We start from the raw sequence: 19,479 nt of genomic DNA, 5'->3' as shown, positions 1-19,479 counted from the left end.
CTAATAAAAAATAAGATGATAACGAATGTTCGTTACCATCTTGCGTGAAATTAAGAATATTCCAAATTCAAATGTTAGGAAACTGTTAAAAAAGAATGTTATTAATAGACACCTTCAGTAAGCATGCCATCTGCTACTTTGATAAAGCCAGCGATGTTTGCACCAACTACTAAGTTCCCTGGGAAGCCATATTTTTCAGCTGCTGCTTTACTGTCTGTATAAATATTTTTCATAATTTGGTGAAGTTTCGCATCTACTTCTTCAAATGACCAAAATACGCGACTTGAATCTTGTGCCATTTCAAGAGCAGATACAGCAACTCCACCAGCATTCGCCGCTTTTGCAGGACCAAATAAAACCCCTGCATTTAGGAATTCATTGATGGCTTCAAGGTCTGATGGCATATTTGCACCTTCACCAATTGCTTTAACACCATTTGAAATTAATGTACGAGCTGACTCTCCGTTAATTTCATTTTGCGTAGCACATGGTAGGGCAATGTCACAAGGAATTGTCCAAATACCTGTACAACCTTCTGTAAAAGTAGCATTTGGTCGGTAATTAACGTAAGTTGAAATACGGTCACCTTTAACTTCTTTGATTTCTTTAATAGCTTCTAGATCTAAGCCCTCTGGGTCAAAGATATAGCCTGAAGAATCCGAACAAGCAACCACTTTTGCACCATATTGTTGTGCTTTTTCAATCGCATAAGTAGAAACGTTACCAGAACCAGAAACAACTACTGTTTTTCCTTGGAATGAATCGTTCGCATCTTTTAGCATTTCATTAACAAAATAAACCGTGCCGTAACCTGTTGCTTCTTTACGTGCTAAAGAGCCACCATAGCCAGGCGTTTTACCCGTTAATACACCAGATTCATTTGCTTTTGTTAAACGTTTATATTGGCCCCATAAATAACCTACTTCACGAGCACCAACACCAATATCACCAGCAGGAACATCGACATCTGGACCAATATGACGGTATAATTCAGTCATGAATGCTTGGCAGAAACGTATAATTTCTGAGTCTGATTTGCCTTTCGGATCGAAGTTTGAACCGCCTTTACCACCACCGATTGGTTGCCCTGTTAAAGCATTTTTAAAGATTTGCTCAAAGCCTAGGAACTTAATGATGGATTCATTCACGGAAGGGTGGAAACGAAGACCGCCTTTGTAAGGTCCCATTACATTGCTGTATTGAACGCGATAACCACGATTTACCTGTACTTGGTTGTGATCATCTTGCCATGCTACACGGAAAGAAATAATGCGATCTGGCTCCACGATACGAGATAAAATATTGGCCTTGATATATTCAGGATGCTGTGTGAATACAGGTACTAATGAGATGAAAATTTCTTCAGCTGCTTGTAAAAATTCCGCTTGATGACTGTTCTGTTGTTTAAGTTGCTCAAATACGCCATCTACGTATTCTTTTGCTAATTGCTCGTTGCTAACAGTTGTCATTGTCATAGTTAAAACCCCCATTTAGTTGATAGGTGTATCGTATATCTATTTTTCAAACTATTCAATAAAATACTTTTTAAGTTTGTGAAAAATTGAGCAAGAGAGGTTGCGAAAATAATATATTAAAATAATTTTATTTAAAGTGATTTATCTAATTATGAGAAAGGAATGATGCTTTATTGTGAAGGTTCTAATTGACGCAGATGCTTGTCCAGTCGTGGATTTGGCGCTATCTATATCATCTGAATTTGAGATTGAAACTATCTTGTTTTGCGATACATCCCATCGGGTGGAACGTGATAATGTAATAACAATTATTGTACCCAAAGGTCCAGATTCAGTTGATTTTACGCTAGTGAACGCGCTTTCAAAACACGATATTGTTATAACACAGGATTACGGATTAGCTGCAATGGTTTTAGCAAGAGGAGGCTATCCAATTGATCAAAATGGACGAGAAATGTCTGATGAAAATATCGAACGTTTGCTCGATATGCGTCATGTTGGTCAAAAAATTAGACGGGCAGGAGGAAGAACAAAGGGCCCTAAAAAAAGGACACAAGAAAACAATAATTCGTTTGAAATGAAATTTCGACAAATTTGTGAACGAGCAATTTTAGCTCATAAAATGGAGGAATCTACAGGTGAAAAATGAACGTAAACGCGAACTATTTCAGCAATATCCACAGCTAAAGGAAATAGCAAATAAGGGAACTGTATTGTGGGAAAATACAAATTGGATGGAAAATCCAGAAACAAGACTCTTTACTATGGCCGAAGTCGAGGATGCGGAAAACACACTACAACGATTTTCTTCTTATTTAAAAGTGGCATTTCCTGAGCTCGTAGAAAGTGATGGCCTAATTGAATCCACGATTCAGGAGATTCCAGCGATGAAAAAGGCACTTGAACAAAAATACGGTGTGTCTATACCAGGTCACCTGCTATTAAAATGCGATCATGCGCTACCCATCTCAGGCTCAATCAAAGCACGAGGTGGGATTTATGAAGTATTAAAACATGCAGAAAGGCTAGCGATGGCAAGTGGAAGGCTCAAAGTAGAGGATGATTATGCACTTTTAGCAACAGAGGCATTCCAGTCGTTTTTCCAGCAATACACGATTGCAGTAGGCTCCACAGGTAATTTAGGTTTAAGTATCGGCATTATGGGCAAGAAGCTCGGCTTTAATGTCGTTGTACATATGTCGAGTGATGCTAAGGAATGGAAAAAAGCCTTGCTCCGAGAGAAGGGAGCTACTGTAATTGAATATGAGGCTGATTACAGTGTAGCCGTAGAACAGGGTCGACAAGAAGCTGAGCAAGATCCGATGTGTCATTTTATTGATGATGAAAATTCAAAGGATTTATTTGCAGGCTATGCAGTAGCCGCAAAACGATTAAAAGACCAGTTAGAAAAGACGAATATTACAGTCCATGAAGAGCAGCCATTGTTCGTCTATTTACCATGTGGTGTCGGTGGAGGACCAGGGGGGGTGGCCTATGGATTACGGGAAATATTCGGCGAGCATGTGCATATTTTCTTTGCTGAGCCAGTCGCCTCTCCTTGTATGACGATTGGTCTAATGACTGGTTTACATGATGCCATTAGTGTGGAGGATATTGGCCTTGACAATAAAACAGAAGCAGACGGTCTAGCTGTTGGTCGTGCATCCAAGTTTGTTGGCAAAGTGATGGAAACCTATATAAGTGGCTGCTATACAGTGTCAGATCAAGAATTATTTACATCATTAGGGTTAGCTATGGACAGCGAAGCATTGTTTTTAGAACCATCGGCAAATGCCGGAATGTTTGGCGCTATCCGCTTACTCCAAAAAGGTTCGTCCTATTTCGAAAAGCACAACCTCGTCAGCCACCTATCGCAAGCCACACATCTTGTGTGGGCAACAGGTGGCAGTATGGTCCCTGCCACAATGCGTGCCGCTTATTTGGCGAAGAGCAGGGAGTTGGATTAAAGGCAGTGCTTTGTTTTTATTGGGGGGATGATGGTAGTAGATTCGCTCCATTTTGATGGAGGAAGTGGGAATGCCTGTAAAATGTACTGGACCCGCTCAAGAGGAGAGTCAAGTGCTCAAGAAGTATACTGAACCGCTCAAAAAGAAGGTCACAATGCTCGCCAAGATGTTACCTCACTCAAAAAAGGAAAAGCCCTCACCAAGTATAACTAGAACACCGCTCACTGCAATTTCAAAATAATTTTGAACCTAACCAAAAAACAGGTGGAGAAATTTTTCTCCACCTGTTGGTTGTTTTAACGTTGCAGTGCTTTGCGTTGTGCTGCTAGAAATACTTCGTGTGCAGCAAGGACGCCTGCCCCTGGCTCAAAATCGTAGGAGAAGTCTTGGAGGGCAGCTTCCATTAGGGAAACGGCTTGTAAAATGTCACTTGGGAAGCAGTAGCCCATATGACCGAATCTGAAAATTTTCCCTTGTAGATGACCAAGCCCGCCAGCAAAATCTAGATGATAGTGCTGTTTCAGATGGGCTAAAAATTCGCCAAGATCGATTCCTTGAGGGGCCTTGATTGCTGTAATGGTTGGTGACGCGTATTGGTCCTCTGTTAATAGCTCAATGTGTAAGGCTTTCATAGCGCTACGTACCATATTTTTCATAAGTTCATGACGATCTACAGTTTGCGCAAAGCCGCCTTCCTGCTCAATCAGTTGACATACTTCGTGCAATCCATAGATCAGTGTGATGGCTGGGGTATTTGGCGTCATGCCCTTTTCGGCCCAGCTTCGATAGCTTAATAAGTTTAAATAGTAAGCGGGTGTTTGATTGTCCTCGATGACTTTCCAAGCTCTTTCGCTGACGCTGATAAGGGAAAGTCCTGGAGGTAGCATCATAGCCTTTTGAGAGCCTGTCACCAAAATGTCGATGCCCCAAGCATCCATTTCAGCAGGGGCACCACCAATACAGCTTACGCCATCTACAATAACAAGGGCATCTGTTTCGTCGCGGATTACCTGCGCTAAGTCAGCAACGGGGTTTATAATGCCTGTAGATGTTTCATTGTACGTAACAAAAACGGCTTTAACGTTGTGCAATGGCTGTAAAAATGCTCGTAGTTCCTCGGCTGTGCAAGCTTGTCCCCATTCTTTTTCAAGCTTATGTACATGGAAGCCATATTGCTCACAAATGGACACGAAATAGTCACCAAATGCTCCAACGGTAATGACCACAACTTCATCACCCGCAGTGACGGTATTGACTGCCGCAGCCTCCAAGGCAGCTGTTCCACCTGATGGCAAAAGTAAGATGTCTTGTGTCGTACCAAAAACAGGTTTTACTAATTCGATTGTTTCTCGGTATAACGTTACAAATTCTTGACTCCGATGACTAAAAATATCCCGATTCATCGCCAACTGAACCCTTTTTGGTATCGGCGTTGGCCCTGGGTGTCTTAAAATATTTTCATACACATTCATCAATCCCTTTCGTTGTGAATTCGAAATTTTCTAACTATAATAATACCATATTTAGGATGATAGCTAGCTGCTATTTTAAAAAATGTTGGAAGAGATTAACATTAAGATGCAATAAAAAAGGGGACTGAACAGATGGAAACAATCATGCATTATCCATATATTTATTTTTTGTACAAACCAAATCAGGTATTGGTATATAAAATTCAAACATTTGAATATATCTCGCTTGCAGATGTGATGGAAAAGGGTGAATGGACGAGCTATGCACTGCAGCCATCTGAATCATTTACAGCTTTTCACCATGAACAACGTCAGCTGCAGGAGGGTTGGACCTTTTGGATGGAGCAGGAACAGCTTTATTTTTTGGTAGAAATGATTAATGACTATATTCAGCAGGTCATGATCACAACTACTGCACAAGCGGTACATATTGTTTGCTCTGAAGCTGTAGCTGGCTCTTTACGAGGGGCCCTTGCTCCACCGAAATATGTTATCGGGTTTCCAGAGGATTTGTCGATCGGCCCTCTCTGGAAACTCGATGAAGAAAGAGGACAGGCATTTCGTCATGAATGGTTAAGGGAAAATATAAATGATGGGTTGGACGATTTTGTCAATGACAATCATTTTAAGAATACGATAAGAGAAATACAGGATATTCCAAGTCATCTACCCATCTATATTTGGTATGGACATAATGCAGAAGAACAATGTGGCCTTCGTTTTTTCCTTTGTTTATTGCGCGATAAAAGCAATGACATCATGCTCATTAACACGGGTGAACAGAATGTGATTAATCGTCAATGGGACATAGCGCTATATGACAACAAGCCATTGACTACTAAAGAACACCTGATGTTTCAACAGCAATGGCAAGATTTGGCCCAAACAAAGGATGTATGCCGTTTATGGCGGCATCAGCGAATACAAGGAGTGTCAGAGAATCACTATGATTCCGTCATTATTTCGATGCTAGGACAACTTCATCATGAACAAGGAAGTATCGATTTTATACAAACAGGCGTATTCCTTTCAGAGCTACTTGTAAGAATGGAAGAACCACCAAATATCTTCTTTTTAGAGTATAGAATTCGAACTTTAGTCTATAGTGGGGAGTTTGAATTAAAGGGGATTCCTAAATCCATGCGACATTATCAGGTGAGATTACGTCAAAAAACCTCTTTAGCCTGAAGGCATAAAGAGGTTTAACAAGTTGTATTAAGCGGCAACGAATGGTTTGTTCATACGCATTAAACCGTAAATGGCAAAGAATAATCCGCCCGTAATAACCGTTAAAATTGTGTATAGTACAGCCTTACCTGTTTCGCCACACCAGCGATAGAATAGACGATACATGAAATAAATTGAAAAGCCTACCATACCTAGAGAAGCGAGTATGCCGAGAAATGGAATAAACGAAACGATGAACATGCCCGCATAAATAAGCGTATTTTTTAACGCTGTGGCACGTACCGTTTCCCGATTATCCCCACCAGCAGTCAGTAGGAAAAGACTGTATACATTAATAATAGGAATCCAAGCGATATAGGCTACATCTCCAAAACCATTTGTTTTAGACGTCATAAAATAAATGAGTGCACTAATAATGTAGGCGATTAAACCAAGAACAAGAGCTGCTAAAATAAGTATTATAAACAGACCACCCATAGCTGCATCCCAATCATTAGAGTAATAAGAACTATCGTAATTATACATCAGTGAAACCTCCCTTCATTTGAAAATACCAACTAATCATAACAAGCCTAGCCTGTTTAAGCTACAACGAATTTAATGTAATATTTAGTAGAAATCGCACGAATGTACTAGAATATAATTTATTTTTAAGTCTTTGATGATGATTTTTTGAGTAATAAATACAAAAAAAGCAAAAAATATCCTTGTGAAAATTATTGTGCTAGTTTTGGAGAACCATTTTTAGTGTTTTTCATTTGCTTTATACAAAACATTACTATCCTATGATGATAGAAGGTCAGAACATGCCATCGAATTCTAAAAAAAGCCATCCTACTAAAATATAGGGTGGCATTTTTGCTTGGATTAAATGAATTTAGCGATATGCTCTAGCTCAATACGAGAAGAATTATATGCAGGAGCTGCTGCTTTACCAATCGCAATTAAAATGACGGGTACGATATGGTCTTCTAATGCAAAGTGTTGAGCGAAGGCTTCTTTATTAAATCCGCCCATTGGGACTGTATCATAGCCCATGTCTTTTGCTAAAAGCATAATTTGCATAGAAATTAGACCAGCATCAAATGTAACGATATTCTTTAACACTTCTTGTGGAAGCTGAGAATATAAGTTTATCGAGTTATTGATCATTAAATCTTTGGTTGCTTCATCAATATAACCAAGATCAAAGTTTTTCGTATAAACAGCCTCGGCATTTTCGTACATTTTTGTATCGCCTAAAACGGCAATAATCGCTGAGGATGTTTCGATTTGTTCTTGATTGTTTGCGATGGCACGTAATTCTTTTTTGATTGCCTCGTCTTGAATTACTAAAAAGCGCCAAGGTTGTAGGTTGCTAGATGATGGAGCAGAAGTCGCTTCTACAAGTAATTGTTCTAATTGCTCTTGTGGAATTTTATAGTTTTCGTCGTATTTACGAACAGATTTACGTTCATGCATAATTTTATTTAAAGAACTTTTTGTCACTGTCATAATTTTTTGTCTCCTTCATTATATGATGCGTTTTTTACTATACGATAAACGCATTCATTTTCCAAGTAAATTGCTCGAATTAAAGAGTCTTGAAAACAGGATTTATTATCTGCCTATCATTTAAAAAGTTACAAAAAAAATATATTTTTATAGAGGTAATCCATTTATACTAGAAGGTAAATAGAGCAAAAATAACAGGTATGGAGTGACAGACAGATGAAAAAACTATTGGGAAATTTAAAGCTTATGGCAAAAATAGGGATACTTATTCCTATTATTATTGTTTTTCTAGGTGGTATGTCCTTCCTTAATTATTTGAGTGCATCACATGAACTTGAAAGCTCTATTGAAAATGAAATGTCTTTACTGGCAGATGATGTAACGGGCTCTGTTGAGAGCAAATTACATGCGCATATTCAGTTGATTTATAGTGCAAAGACAACGATAGAATCAGCTGACAGTATGATGACGAGAGAGCAATTTATTCGCTATGTACAGCAGCTATTGCCATACAATAAGGAAACTTATGGTATGGGGTTATGGCTAGAGGAGGATGTGGCAAAGGGGGAAATTTTTGGCCCGTATGCCTATAAAGAAGGAGAAAAAATTGTCTCTACGGATACGTATGAAGATCCAGCCTATCATTTTCATGAGCAGGAATGGTACCGCAACAGCATCCACTCGAATAGCATTGTCCATACAACACCTTATTTTGATGAGGCTTTAGGAGAAATGTTTATTTCATTTGGCACACAAATTGTGAAAGATTCTAAGCCAGTGGGGGTTATTACAGGGGATTATGTGTTAGATTCTATCCAATCCATTGTCTCTGATGTGCAAATTCGACAGAGTGGCTATGCCTTTTTAATAGATGATAGTGGGAATTTTTTAACGCATCCTGATGTAGATAAAGTAAATAAAGAGACGATTCAGCAATTTTTAAATATTCCTGTTGAGCAGCTAGCTGAGCAGAAAAAGCTAATACAGACAACGATTGATGGGAATGACTTTACGCTACAATATCAGCAAATTCAGAACATGCCGTGGAAATTGGTTTTACTTGTTCCTACAGATGAGCTTTACAGTGAGGTACAGGCGATGCTTCAGCAGCAAATCGTGATTAGTGTGGTGCTTATTGCCCTGATCACCATCATTATTTATTTCCTTGCTCGCTATATACGTACGGAAGTGAAAACGATGAATACATATTTAGGCTACCTTGCTACGGGTGATTTAACGAAACAAATGGCCATTCATACAAAGGATGAATTTGGTGAAATGGCACAGTACTATAATGAGTCTGTGGAAGGGTTAGGGTCTATGATACAGCGCATTGTTGCTGAAACGGAGACAGTTGCCTCCACTGCCGAAGAATTAACAGCCAGTGTACAAGAGGTCAGTAAAACCGTCACGGAAGTAGCTGTTTCTATGCAAAATGTGGCTGAAAATACGAGTTCACAGCAGCAGGTGAGTAGTCAATTAACAGGTGTCACAACACAATTAGGTGATGACATGAAGACTGCCATGGACGATTTACAAGAGGCAGTGCAACAGTCGGTAACAACCTCTCATCTAGCTACAGGGGGCTCGCAAAAAATACGGGCTTTTGTGGATGACATTGTCCAGCTTCATGCACAGGTAGACAGCAGTGCTAATCTGGTGAGTAGCCTGAAGGTGCAATCCGCTCAAATTGAGCAAATGAGTCAGCTTATTTCTGCTATTACTGACCAAACCAATTTATTATCTCTCAATGCGGCTATAGAGGCGGCACGAGCAGGCGAGGCAGGAAAAGGTTTTGCCGTTGTAGCTGGTGAGGTTAAAGCACTTGCTGAACAGACAAGCAGAGCCTCTTTAGACATTGCGAAGGTCGTGCTGACGATTCAGGACCAAATGAATGAGGCGGTGGACATGATGGAGCAAAGTCGAAAAATTGCTCACCAAGGTATTGGTTCTGTCCAGCAAGCAGGTACTACCTTTGATACGATTGCTAGTGCCATTGAAGGGCTCCAGATGACGATACGAGAAACGAGTAATACAACAGTAGATGCTTTTAAAAACTTGCAGGAAGTGACAGCACAAGTGCAGATGATTAACCAACAGGCGATGGCAACAAATGATCATACATTAAATGTTTCGGCCATCACTGAGGAACAAGCCTCCACCATGAATGAAATGGCTGTAGCCTCTGAGCAGTTAGCACAGCTTGCTCAAAATTTGCAGGAAGAAACAGCTGAATTTACTGTCTAATAGTAGGGCGTACATCGATAGGAAGATGTACGCCTTTTTAGGATCTAAATGAAAAAGCTTCCCACTCCACGCTTTTTGTAGGCAGAGCCGATTTGAATTGTTTAATCATTTTTGGGGGTCCACAAATAAAAACACTTGTTTCAGCAGATAGTGACAGCTGATGGAAGGATAGCTTTTCTTCATGAGCTGTATTAATAAAGGTGACAGTGAAATGATCGTTCATTCGAGCATAGCTCTGTAGAAAATCTTTGTAGATGGCATTGTCTTGACCATGGAAGGAATAATACAAGTCAATTTTCTTATCAGGCTTTGTTTGTAAATAGGCAAGAAAAGGTGTAATGCCCATGCCACCAGCAATCCAAATTTGCTGATTGGCCACTCGATCAAAGTCAAAATGACCATATGGCCCAGCTATGGCAACTGGTGTATTGAATTGAAGATTGTTGTAGAGCTGTTTCGTATAATCTCCAATGGCTTTGATTGTTACCGTGATTTGTTCGCCATTACCACCAGTAATAGAGAAGGGGTGTGGCGCTTTTTCGATACCCTCTTGAAAAATTTTTAAAAAGAGAAATTGTCCTGGTCGATAGTCGAGTTTTTTTGTGAGTGTCAGCTCAACTTCAATCACATGGGCGTTCAGCCTTTGAATGGCTGAAACATGACCTGTATATGGAAAGAACATATCTTGATACATTGTCAACATATACAGAGCAGACATAAAACCAATCGTTGTTGTCAGTGCTGTGAAAATGCCTAAAGGAGAAGGTTGTAATAAATCATATTGGCTAGAAAAATAAGCATGATAAATACCGAAAGTATAAGGTACAAGTAGTAAACGATGTAGCCAGCGCCAATGCTCATACTTTAAAAACTTTGCAATGAACGCTAGGACAATCAGGGCAATAAAGCCATATTGGGCAAGCTCACCAAGGTCTTTAGCGAAGTCTTTTAGTGAGGTTTCTTGTATGACTGCCTCATCAGGAATCATTTTTTGCAACTGACCATGCAAGAGGATGAATCCAAGTGAAAGGATTGCGAGTAATTTATGATAAAAATAAACATGCTCAAGACTAGAAAACCAACGCTCTAACAGTTTCATTCTGGTAGCCAATAAGAACACAAGAAATAAACTAGTCATGGCTAAGCCTCCAATGAGATGGCTTAGTATGTTCAATGGATGGATGGGCTCCATAGGTGTAGCGACATACCAAAGAAAAGCACTAGTGCCCATTATGCAAAAGATAAAAAGTAGTCCTTTATAAGCTCTCATATATAACCTCCATCCCTATTTTTATCCATATTCTATATCGCTATACAAATAATGAGTTGAAAAATATTTTCGAGCGTATGTTCGGAATGTACGTTCCCTTTCGGGCGGAATTATGGTACAGTAAGAAGGAAAAAATAGAGAGAGAAGGAGTGGAAGTAATTTATGCAAGGGAACACCCATATTGTTGGGGGCATCACAGCAAGTCTCGCCTTTGCACAGTTTTCAAATGATAACCCACTTGTCTTAGTAGGGGCAGGTGTTATCGGTGCATTACTTCCAGATATATGTCATAGAGGTAGTAAAATCGGTCGAACATTTCCCATCCTAGCGAAGCTGGTTAATACAGTGTTTGGACATCGTTCCTTTACACATAGTTTGCTTTTCCTATTGTTCGTTATGGTGGCGTTACATACTTTAGTTCCTTACAAAGCAATTTCCATTGGGATTATTATAGGGATGGCTAGTCATATCCTGCTTGATATGTGTACAAAAAAGGGCGTTAAACTATTTTTCCCAGCGACTGTATCCATTCGTTTTCCACTTACAACGAAAACGGGTAGCAAGGTGGAAGGGATCGTACTTATGTTGCTTTCGATGCTGTCCATCTATTTGAGCTATGAATTAATTGTCAAATTTATAGATTCGATATAAATTAAGAAGAGCCCCAGTATTGGTTTACTGGGGCTTTTGATGTTAGTCAGCTTGTACCTCTTCCACAGTTTGCTCTACTTCGGCGCGCGTCATTTTTTCTCGACCTTCTTGCATCGCCTTCAACGTTTTGTGGGCTAAGGCAAGTGGTAGGCGGCAAAATAGCAGAATGGTACGTTTATTAATATCTTTCATATAGAGGTCTGCTTTGGCTAAATTTTCTTCAGCATAGACAAACAAATCTTCGCGTGTCCAGCCATCAGGCACGAAGTTGACACCACGTTCATCTAAATCCTCATGCTGATTACGTAAGATGTTGACAGCCTGGAGTCCACGACCATAGCCTATTGCTAGCTCACGATCAGTTTGAACGTTGGCACCCCACGCCCAAAGCTCAGACAGCATCGTCCCTACAAGCCCTGCCACGTAGTATGTATAATCATCCAAATCCTCGCGTGTATGCACCTGCCAATTGGCCTTTGCCCATTTGGCCATACCAAAAGCCATTTCGCTTGTGGAAGCCTGAACAATTTTTCGCGATTCCTCAGGACAAAATGTTAGCCAATCTGCTAATCGAAGGGATACTTCTGGCAGTTGATCGGCATAAGGTGCTAATAATGCTTGATAAGCTTCTTTATTAAATGTGTCCTTTAATAATTCACTTGTTGCGGACAATAAATTAAATTTCACATCATTCGAAAGCTGTTCATGATCTTCAATTTCATCAATGGCACGCATGGCTAAATAGGCAGCAGCCACCGATATCTTTAAATCATTTTTTAAAAAAGTAATAGGTATATAAAACGTGCGGCTTGTATCTTTTAAAACCTGCATCGCTTCTTTGTAAAGTCTTTTTTGTTCGTTCACTTGTATTCCTCCGTTCAAATGGTTCCATATCTATAGTATATCGTATCGTAAAAAAAGGGAAAGATAAAACAGATTGTTCATATTTAGAGCGATATTCTTTGAAAACGATTACTATAAATGATATAGTTTAATAGTAAACTATTTAAATCTATACTTTTATGGTGGTCAATAAGAGTGGATTTATACTAGTATAGCTACATCAATTTCAAATGAGAGGAAGTTTAATGAAATGGGACGTTTAAATAATAAAATTGCTATGATTACAGGCGGCGCTTCTGGTATGGGTGCAGCAATGGCTAAACTGTTTGCACAAGAAGGTGCTACAGTAATTGCAGCTGATATTAATGAAGAAAACTTAGCAAAAATTTCTGAGCTAGAAAATGTAGAGGGAATGAAATTAGATGTTTCCTCTGACGAAAACTGGGCAGATGTAACAAAAGCAATTGTTGAAAAATATGGTCGCATTGATATTTTAATTAACAATGCGGGTATTTCATCAGAAAAAGGACCCGATCAAATTACACAGGCAGACTGGTCAATTATGCATAATATCAATGCATTTGGACCATTTCTTGGCATTAAACATGCTGCGCACTATATGAAAGAAGCAGGCAAAGGCTCCATTGTTAATACATCGTCTTACACAGCGATTATTGGGGCAGGCTTTAATGCCTATACAGCCTCTAAAGGTTCTTTACGTGCGATTGCTCGTGCAGCAGCTTCAGAGCTTGGTGCTTTCAATGTCCGTGTGAACACGGTATTCCCTGGTGTCATCGAAACACCAATGACAGCCAAATTATCAGAAGCAAAAGAGGCAATGGATATGTTAGTAAGAGCTACACCAATGGGGCGTCTTGGTCAACCAGAGGAAGTAGCAAATGCTATTTTATTTTTAGCATCAGACGAGGCTTCTTACATTACGGGTGCCGAGCTTGTCATTGATGGTGGCTATTCAGCACGCTAGTTAAATATAGTAATTGAAAAGTGGAAATGCCTGTTCAAGCAGTGCATTTTCACTTTTTTTGTTTTTTTAGTAGAATGATGATAAAGCTTTAGAAATTCGTCAAAAAACAGCTATTGATTAGATAAATTTTGATATTTTTCGTGATTTTTTCAAGAAAGTGTACGAAGTTATTGCACAATCATTTCAACAGCGTTAAAGTTTAGAAAGGGCAAAATGTCATTACACGATTTGGGGGACTGTACTGAGCGTTTAGCTTTTGTACGAACAAAATCAGGAGTCAGGATTTTGGCATACATAACTCCTTGCAAAATCCTGGATACCAAAGAGGGCATGAATTTGATGAATTGCCTGAATCATAGCGTAAACCGTCATCATAGTATGAGAAAATTACGTAATAAAAACAAAGGAGAATTGTATGCCAAAGGCTATAGGTATTGATGCAGGCGGCACATTGACAAAGGTTGCTTATTTAGATCAAGACAATGAACTTGTGTTAACAACCTTTCCGTCGAATGATTTGCAATCTGTCACAAAATGGATTATTGATCATCCAGATATTGAGGATATTGGTGTTACGGGGGGACGTACAGAGCAATTACTTGATGTCATTAAAACAATGAAATCGATTCATTATATAGTGGAATTTGAAGCTACATTAAAGGGTGTCCGATTTTTGCTTAATAAAGAAGGCTATTTTTTTGAGCGCAGTATGATTACCAATATTGGGACAGGTACGTCCATTCATTATATGGAAGGTAATACACATATTCGCGTTGGTGGGACAGGCGTTGGTGGTGGGACACTAATTGGTTTGTCAGCGCTTACAACGGGCATTACAGATTACAATGAAATCCGTGAAATGGCTGCCAATGGCAATCGTGAAGGAATCGATCTATTGGTCAAGGATATTTATCAAGGCATGGATACACCGATTGACGGTCATTTAACGGCTAGTAATTTTGGGAAAGTAGGCATTACAAAGTCGATAAAGCATCCTGCTGAGGATATTATTGCGACCGTTCAAGGACTAGTAGGCGAAGTCATTACAACACTCAGCATTCAATATGCGGAGGAAAAAAATGCACAGCATATTGTTTATATTGGCTCCACATTAAGCAATAATGATCATCTTACCCGAGTGATTGCAAATTATACACGCACGAAAAAGCATACACCTGTCTTTATTAATGACCATGGCTTTTCTGGTGCTGTCGGAGCATTACTTAATATTACAGAATATACAATTGTCTAACGATTTAAGGACATAACATATTGTATGACAACTAGTTATGTCCTTTGTTATTCAACTACAATAAGAAGTTATTTAAACACTTTATCTATTTTGTCTTTATCATAATCTAATATCCAGTCATTGTATGTATAATAAATGTCTCGTATAGATTCAGGTGAGGTAGCAAGTAAATCACAGCCTCTATCATCGTAAACGTGAAAAATGGTTTTCTTTTTGATATTTAAAAAATATATCCTATGAAAAATACTTGGTTGGATTCCTAAATCTTGATTACATACTGCTTTTAACAATGGAATGTACTTCAAATCAGATGTTTTACATGCAAGTGTAAACCTATGTGTTTTATATTTTCTGTCCTCATCCTCTTCGGGGAAAATAGAAGACATTTCTGTATGCTTCAATTTATATAAGACTGATTTATCATAGATATATGGAGAAAAAATTCTCGCTTTGTGCTGATAGGTTTTTCTACCTCCAAAATCATTGACATCTACTACCATAAAAATTTCCTCGTCTTGTAAATGTAGTGCTTCAAACAGCGTGACAGCCCTTTTATAAACCTCCTGTATATAAAGACGATCTTCATAATCGTATTCTCTAGCTCGCTCTACCCCTAGTTCGAACCGTATGCCAATTTCCCAGTTATAAAACAAAGGTGGTCTAAGAAGTAAGGAAGGAAAATTTTCATTCATATAGTCATTTAAAAGCATATTTGCACCTCAACTCATTTTTTAAATTTTACCATTAACAAACTGCCAGAATAAAGAAGAAAATGACTCAGAAATTATATTTCGCTTTCGTTACTGCATTGGGGTAGATGATCAATTTGCCAGTTAGCATCTACAAATTCAATATTACTAATATAAGCATTTATCAATTTTGTTTTAACCTATTCCACCATTTAAAAATTGAGCTAGGAAAGTATTGATAACGCCTCCGTAAGCTACTATTAACAGCTTCCATTCTACTAACGATTTTTACATAATCCATTAAGAACACCATCATTTAATGTAAATACATAAATATGAGAAATCTCACCATTGGGATTTTTAAGATAATCAATTGGTGTCGAAGAATTAATTGGTATTATATACCATTCGTCATAACTCATTCCTGTTGTAGTTTTAAACCTCACTTCTCCTTTTGTTCTCCTTTATTATACATAATATTCCAATTATTCGATATATATTTAACATCAAATTGATCATGTTCATTTTTTTTACAAATAGCGAAGAAACTTACCTACATGAAAACATCTCGAACTGAACAAATTAGGTAGTAGGAGGTGAAGCTACGTGGGAAAGCGTAATAATCGAAACAACAGTAAAACCATGAATATGAGAACACATAATCCTTTTGGCACTTACAAAAGCAAAGACCTCGATCGAAGTAATAGCAATAATAACAACCCAAATGATAACTTGAATGAAGAGTTCGCGGCAGAATTTGATGCAAAGGCTAAAAATAAAAACAATAAAACGAATCATGATAAAAACCAACAGTCGAATAAAACAAGATAGTGGAGGTACAAATCATGGCAAAAAAGAATAAGACAAGCTTTAAAAAGAAAAAGAAGGAAGATACACATAAAAAGAATGATCGTGAGGAATATTCAGCAGAATTTAATCAGGTCATTCATAATAATCCCCAACAGCCAAAGCAATAAACACAAGCTGCTCCAAATTCTTTTGGAGCTCTTATTTTTTACTGTTTGTGCTGCTTTATACAGTCAAAAAGGGAGTGATTCAAGTGAGAAAATTTTATTTACTTGGGCTTCTTTTTGTTTCTCTAGCTATGTTTATACAAATACCAGTGGTTGCCAATGCACAACAAGAAACACCAGCTTATGCAAAATGGGGACAGCTGGCCATCAAAGAGGTAAAGGCGAAATATCCTACGGCTAAAATTGTGGATTATTTGCATGAGGGCAAGGAAGTACAGGGGGCATCAACCATTGAGAAATTTAAGCTTTGGCTCAAGCAGCCTGACAAGGAATTTGGTGTTCATGTCAGAATCAGCTACCAAACGACAACGCAAGAAGTAGAAAAAATTGAATTTCAAGAAAGTACTTCATAAAATAAGGATGCCCTATTTTAGGCATCCTTGTTCTTTAACCCTCTAGCTTTTGAATAAATGCACGCATTAAGCCTGGTAAATCAGGCCATGCATGCCCACTTATTAAATTACCATCTGTGTGAAGGTTGGCATCAATGTAAGTTGCTCCTGCCACCTGCACCTCAGGCTTGCAGGCAATATAGGCTGTTAGCTCACGCCCTTTTAGCACTTCAGGAATGGTCGCGAAAATTTGCGCTGCATGACAAACGGCTGCAATTGGTTTATTCGTTTCAAAGAAGTGGCTTACTAGTGCTGGGACATGCTCATTCAAACGAATGTATTCAGGTGCACGTCCACCAGGAATAATGAGCCCATCGAATTGTGTTGGATCAATAGCAGCAAAAGCAGCGTGGGCCTCTAATCCATAAGCAGGACGCTCGATATATGTATCGACACCCTCTACAAAGTCGTGTAATACGGTTTGTAATTTCTTAGCGGATGGTGCTGCAATTGTGACATCATACCCTGCTTCAAGACAACGATAATAAGGATAAAAAATCTCTAAAGCCTCTACTGCATCTCCTGCGAGTATTAAAACCTTTTTCCCCATGCTTCCATCTCCTTTACATTGTAAATCTACTAAGTTTTATTCGACACTTGCAAAAAATTTCCTGCTTACAGTAGGGCTACCTTTCCAAATTCCTTGCTTTACAAAGAAAAAAATGAAGCGTATAGTATTTATTTAACTAGGTAAATAAATTCGCAGGAGGTAAACAATATGAATCCAATATTTCATGCTTTATTCCAAAAAAGTCGGTATTTAACGAACTGCTTAAATGAAGTATTAAAGCAGCATCATTTATATAGCTCCCAATGGGCCATTTTATATTGCTTACATAAAAACGGGCCAATGACCTTAACACAAATTTGGAAATATTTAAATGTGGAAGCGCCCAGTATTACAAGAGCTATTACACGACTAGAAACATTGGGCTGGGTCCAACGATTAGATGGAGAGGATAAGCGAGAAAAAATTGTGACTCTTTCCGCTCTAGGGGAGGAGCGCTTACCAGCGATCACCGTAACCATATTAGCATTTGAGGAAGAAATGGTGGGCTCTTTAACTGTTGAGGAGCAGCAGCAATTTCTGAAGTTATTGGAAAAAATGAAAGGTTGATGGACATGCAGCAAGAAGAAAATACACAAATATGGACGAAGCGTTTCATTAGCCTCTTTTTAACGAATATCTCTGTATTTTTTGTTTTTTATGGACTTGTAACGACTTTACCACTCTATGCGATTGGTGAACTACATCAGACAGATAAGGAAGCGGGCCTATTATTGTCAGGCTTTTTATTGTCAGCTATTATTGTACGCCCGTTTTCAGGTAAGTTATTAGATGTTTTTGGCAAGAAAAAACTGTTAGTCCTATCTATAGTGGGCTATTTTATCTGTACCGTTTTATATTTATTTATTCATCCGTTTGGACTTTTACTTGGTCTTCGCTTTATTCAAGGGATTTTCTTTAGTATTATCACAACAGCTGCAGGATCTTTAGCGGCTGATATCGTTCCTGCTAAACGAAAAGGGGCAGGGCTAGGCTACTTTACGATGTCTACGAATCTAGCTGTCGTCATTGGACCATTTATCGGCTTATTATTAATTCAATATAGTACCTTTAATGTCTTATTCATAGTCATGAGTATATGTATTCTAGCAGGAGGGATTTTAGCATTAACGGTCAATACAGATGATTTACCGAAGCCAGTGCATGAAGGAAAACTAACTTTTAAATTGAATGATTTATTTGAGCGTAAGGCGCTTCCTGTTGCAGCAATTGCCAGCCTCGTCGCTTTTTCGTATGCCAGTGTGCTATCCTTTTTATCGGTCTATGCACAGCAAAAGGATTTAATGGCTGTAGCTAGTCTCTTTTATGCAGTATTTGCAGCGGCAATGCTCATTACACGTCCATATACAGGAAAACTTTACGATACGAAGGGACCGCAATTTGTCATTATTCCTGGCATTATTTCCTTTGCCATCGGTCTAGTCATGCTAGCATTTGTTGAAGGACCAATGTTATTTTTAAGTGCTGCTATTTTTATAGGCTTTGGCTATGGAGCTGTAACGACTAGCTTGCAAGCATTAGCAGTTCAATCCACTGCCATTCAACGAAGCGGCTATGCAACAGCAACCTATTTTACGATGTTTGACCTGGGTATCGCACTAGGTTCGTATATTTTAGGAATGGTAGCTGTACAGGCAGGCTATGCTTCTGTCTATTTATCGGGGGCAGGCTTACTGGGGGTTGTCTTTATTATTTATCTATTACGCCTTGCAAAGATGAAACCGAAAAAAGTAGTGCATATATAGTCAAACAGTTGGGGTTGTGCCCAACTGTTTTTATAATTGTCCCAGCCTCATCAAAATAAATTTTGTTCATTTATAAGAAAGATACGATTTATAAAAAGTTTTAATGAGCTCTTTTTCAAAATGAGTATTACTTTTGTCCTTTTTAAATCTAACGAAAACTACTTTTTGTTTACTTATCTTTAATAATGTTGACAATTGTCGGAAATT

Annotated in this window: 20 protein-coding genes; 12 read left to right on the top strand and 8 right to left on the bottom strand. The window is 38.6% G+C overall.

The features are described from left to right. Positions 1-101: 101 nt before the first annotated feature. The gene (gene gdhA, locus MHI34_RS21830; protein ID WP_342503972.1) at positions 102-1,475 is read right to left on the bottom strand and encodes an NADP-specific glutamate dehydrogenase; all 1,374 of its coding nucleotides are present in this window, start codon (positions 1,473-1,475) and stop codon (positions 102-104) included. Between the two features lie 175 nt (positions 1,476-1,650). Here gdhA and MHI34_RS21825 point away from each other — a divergent pair, with 175 nt between their 5' ends. Together MHI34_RS21825 and MHI34_RS21820 are read left to right on the top strand one after the other, a co-directional pair. Beyond that, positions 1,651-2,124 (top strand): YaiI/YqxD family protein, encoded by a 474-nt coding sequence (locus MHI34_RS21825; protein ID WP_036118254.1) that lies wholly within the window; start codon positions 1,651-1,653, stop codon positions 2,122-2,124. After that, positions 2,114-3,442, top strand: coding sequence for a D-serine ammonia-lyase (locus MHI34_RS21820; RefSeq protein WP_340810830.1), 1,329 nt, complete (start codon positions 2,114-2,116; stop codon positions 3,440-3,442). Before MHI34_RS21825 ends, MHI34_RS21820 begins: the two co-directional genes overlap by 11 nt. A gap of 296 nt (positions 3,443-3,738) precedes the next feature. On the opposite strand, the gene MHI34_RS21815 is transcribed toward MHI34_RS21820, so the two are convergent. Beyond that, a complete protein-coding gene (locus tag MHI34_RS21815; protein ID WP_342503971.1) occupies positions 3,739-4,908 on the bottom strand; it encodes an alanine--glyoxylate aminotransferase family protein in 1,170 nt (389 codons plus the stop codon). A gap of 138 nt (positions 4,909-5,046) precedes the next feature. On the opposite strand from MHI34_RS21815, the gene MHI34_RS21810 reads away from it, so the two are divergent. Next, positions 5,047-6,102 carry a DUF1835 domain-containing protein gene (locus tag MHI34_RS21810; RefSeq protein ID WP_342503970.1) on the top strand — a complete coding sequence of 352 codons (1,056 nt, stop codon included), beginning with the start codon at positions 5,047-5,049 and terminating at the stop codon, positions 6,100-6,102. A 27-nt stretch (positions 6,103-6,129) separates the two neighbouring features. On the opposite strand, the gene MHI34_RS21805 is transcribed toward MHI34_RS21810, so the two are convergent. Both MHI34_RS21805 and MHI34_RS21800 read right to left on the bottom strand, forming a co-directional pair. Then, positions 6,130-6,627 carry a hypothetical protein gene (locus MHI34_RS21805; RefSeq protein ID WP_230593752.1) on the bottom strand — a complete coding sequence of 166 codons (498 nt, stop codon included), beginning with the start codon at positions 6,625-6,627 and terminating at the stop codon, positions 6,130-6,132. 342 nt (positions 6,628-6,969) lie between these two features. After that, positions 6,970-7,596: a nitroreductase family protein gene (locus MHI34_RS21800; protein WP_036118238.1), complete on the bottom strand. Its 627-nt coding sequence runs from the start codon at positions 7,594-7,596 to the stop codon at positions 6,970-6,972. A gap of 216 nt (positions 7,597-7,812) precedes the next feature. Between MHI34_RS21800 and MHI34_RS21795 the strand changes: the two genes are divergently transcribed. Further along, positions 7,813-9,843: a methyl-accepting chemotaxis protein gene (locus tag MHI34_RS21795; RefSeq protein ID WP_342503969.1), complete on the top strand. Its 2,031-nt coding sequence runs from the start codon at positions 7,813-7,815 to the stop codon at positions 9,841-9,843. 37 nt (positions 9,844-9,880) lie between these two features. Here the strand turns inward: MHI34_RS21795 and MHI34_RS21790 are convergent, their stop codons facing one another. Beyond that, a complete protein-coding gene (locus MHI34_RS21790) occupies positions 9,881-10,981 on the bottom strand; it encodes a ferric reductase-like transmembrane domain-containing protein (RefSeq protein ID WP_342503968.1) in 1,101 nt (366 codons plus the stop codon). Positions 10,982-11,275: 294 nt separating this feature from the next. On the opposite strand from MHI34_RS21790, the gene MHI34_RS21785 reads away from it, so the two are divergent. Further along, complete coding sequence (locus MHI34_RS21785; RefSeq protein ID WP_101966840.1) at positions 11,276-11,764, top strand: metal-dependent hydrolase; 489 nt, start codon at positions 11,276-11,278, stop codon at positions 11,762-11,764. A gap of 42 nt (positions 11,765-11,806) precedes the next feature. Here MHI34_RS21785 and MHI34_RS21780 read toward each other — a convergent pair whose 3' ends face one another. After that, entirely contained in the window at positions 11,807-12,628 is an 822-nt protein-coding gene (locus MHI34_RS21780; RefSeq protein ID WP_089932545.1) for a squalene/phytoene synthase family protein, read from the bottom strand. 229 nt (positions 12,629-12,857) lie between these two features. On the opposite strand from MHI34_RS21780, the gene MHI34_RS21775 reads away from it, so the two are divergent. Further along, positions 12,858-13,592: an SDR family oxidoreductase gene (locus MHI34_RS21775; RefSeq protein ID WP_036118224.1), complete on the top strand. Its 735-nt coding sequence runs from the start codon at positions 12,858-12,860 to the stop codon at positions 13,590-13,592. Positions 13,593-14,007: 415 nt separating this feature from the next. Beyond that, complete coding sequence (gene coaW / locus MHI34_RS21770) at positions 14,008-14,844, top strand: type II pantothenate kinase (RefSeq protein ID WP_036118221.1); 837 nt, start codon at positions 14,008-14,010, stop codon at positions 14,842-14,844. A 68-nt stretch (positions 14,845-14,912) separates the two neighbouring features. Here coaW and MHI34_RS21765 read toward each other — a convergent pair whose 3' ends face one another. Continuing rightward, the gene (locus MHI34_RS21765) at positions 14,913-15,554 is read right to left on the bottom strand and encodes a DUF3885 domain-containing protein (RefSeq protein WP_342503967.1); all 642 of its coding nucleotides are present in this window, start codon (positions 15,552-15,554) and stop codon (positions 14,913-14,915) included. Positions 15,555-16,139: 585 nt separating this feature from the next. Between MHI34_RS21765 and MHI34_RS21760 the strand changes: the two genes are divergently transcribed. The 3 genes from MHI34_RS21760 to MHI34_RS21750 all read left to right on the top strand — a co-directional run bounded on the left by MHI34_RS21760 (position 16,140) and on the right by MHI34_RS21750 (position 16,920). Beyond that, positions 16,140-16,364, top strand: a complete 225-nt coding sequence (locus MHI34_RS21760) for a hypothetical protein (protein WP_342503966.1) — start codon at positions 16,140-16,142, stop codon at positions 16,362-16,364. A 14-nt stretch (positions 16,365-16,378) separates the two neighbouring features. Further along, entirely contained in the window at positions 16,379-16,510 is a 132-nt protein-coding gene (locus tag MHI34_RS21755) for a hypothetical protein (protein WP_255358822.1), read from the top strand. Between the two features lie 83 nt (positions 16,511-16,593). Beyond that, on the top strand, positions 16,594-16,920 hold the full coding sequence (locus tag MHI34_RS21750) for a DUF3889 domain-containing protein (protein ID WP_036118210.1): 327 nt from the start codon (positions 16,594-16,596) through the stop codon (positions 16,918-16,920). Between the two features lie 34 nt (positions 16,921-16,954). Here the strand turns inward: MHI34_RS21750 and MHI34_RS21745 are convergent, their stop codons facing one another. Continuing rightward, entirely contained in the window at positions 16,955-17,509 is a 555-nt protein-coding gene (locus MHI34_RS21745) for a DJ-1/PfpI family protein (protein WP_036118205.1), read from the bottom strand. A 168-nt stretch (positions 17,510-17,677) separates the two neighbouring features. On the opposite strand from MHI34_RS21745, the gene MHI34_RS21740 reads away from it, so the two are divergent. After that, the gene (locus tag MHI34_RS21740) at positions 17,678-18,076 is read left to right on the top strand and encodes a MarR family transcriptional regulator (RefSeq protein WP_036118202.1); all 399 of its coding nucleotides are present in this window, start codon (positions 17,678-17,680) and stop codon (positions 18,074-18,076) included. After that, complete coding sequence (locus MHI34_RS21735) at positions 18,076-19,272, top strand: MFS transporter (protein ID WP_089932579.1); 1,197 nt, start codon at positions 18,076-18,078, stop codon at positions 19,270-19,272. The genes MHI34_RS21740 and MHI34_RS21735 overlap by 1 nt, the downstream gene beginning before the upstream one ends. Positions 19,273-19,479 lie beyond the last annotated feature (207 nt).

Origin of the sequence: Lysinibacillus sp. FSL L8-0126 (genome assembly GCF_038630385.1) — a bacterium.
Classification (GTDB): Bacteria; Bacillota; Bacilli; order Bacillales_A; family Planococcaceae; genus Lysinibacillus; species Lysinibacillus fusiformis_D.
This window is presented reverse-complemented; position numbering and strand designations above follow the sequence as displayed.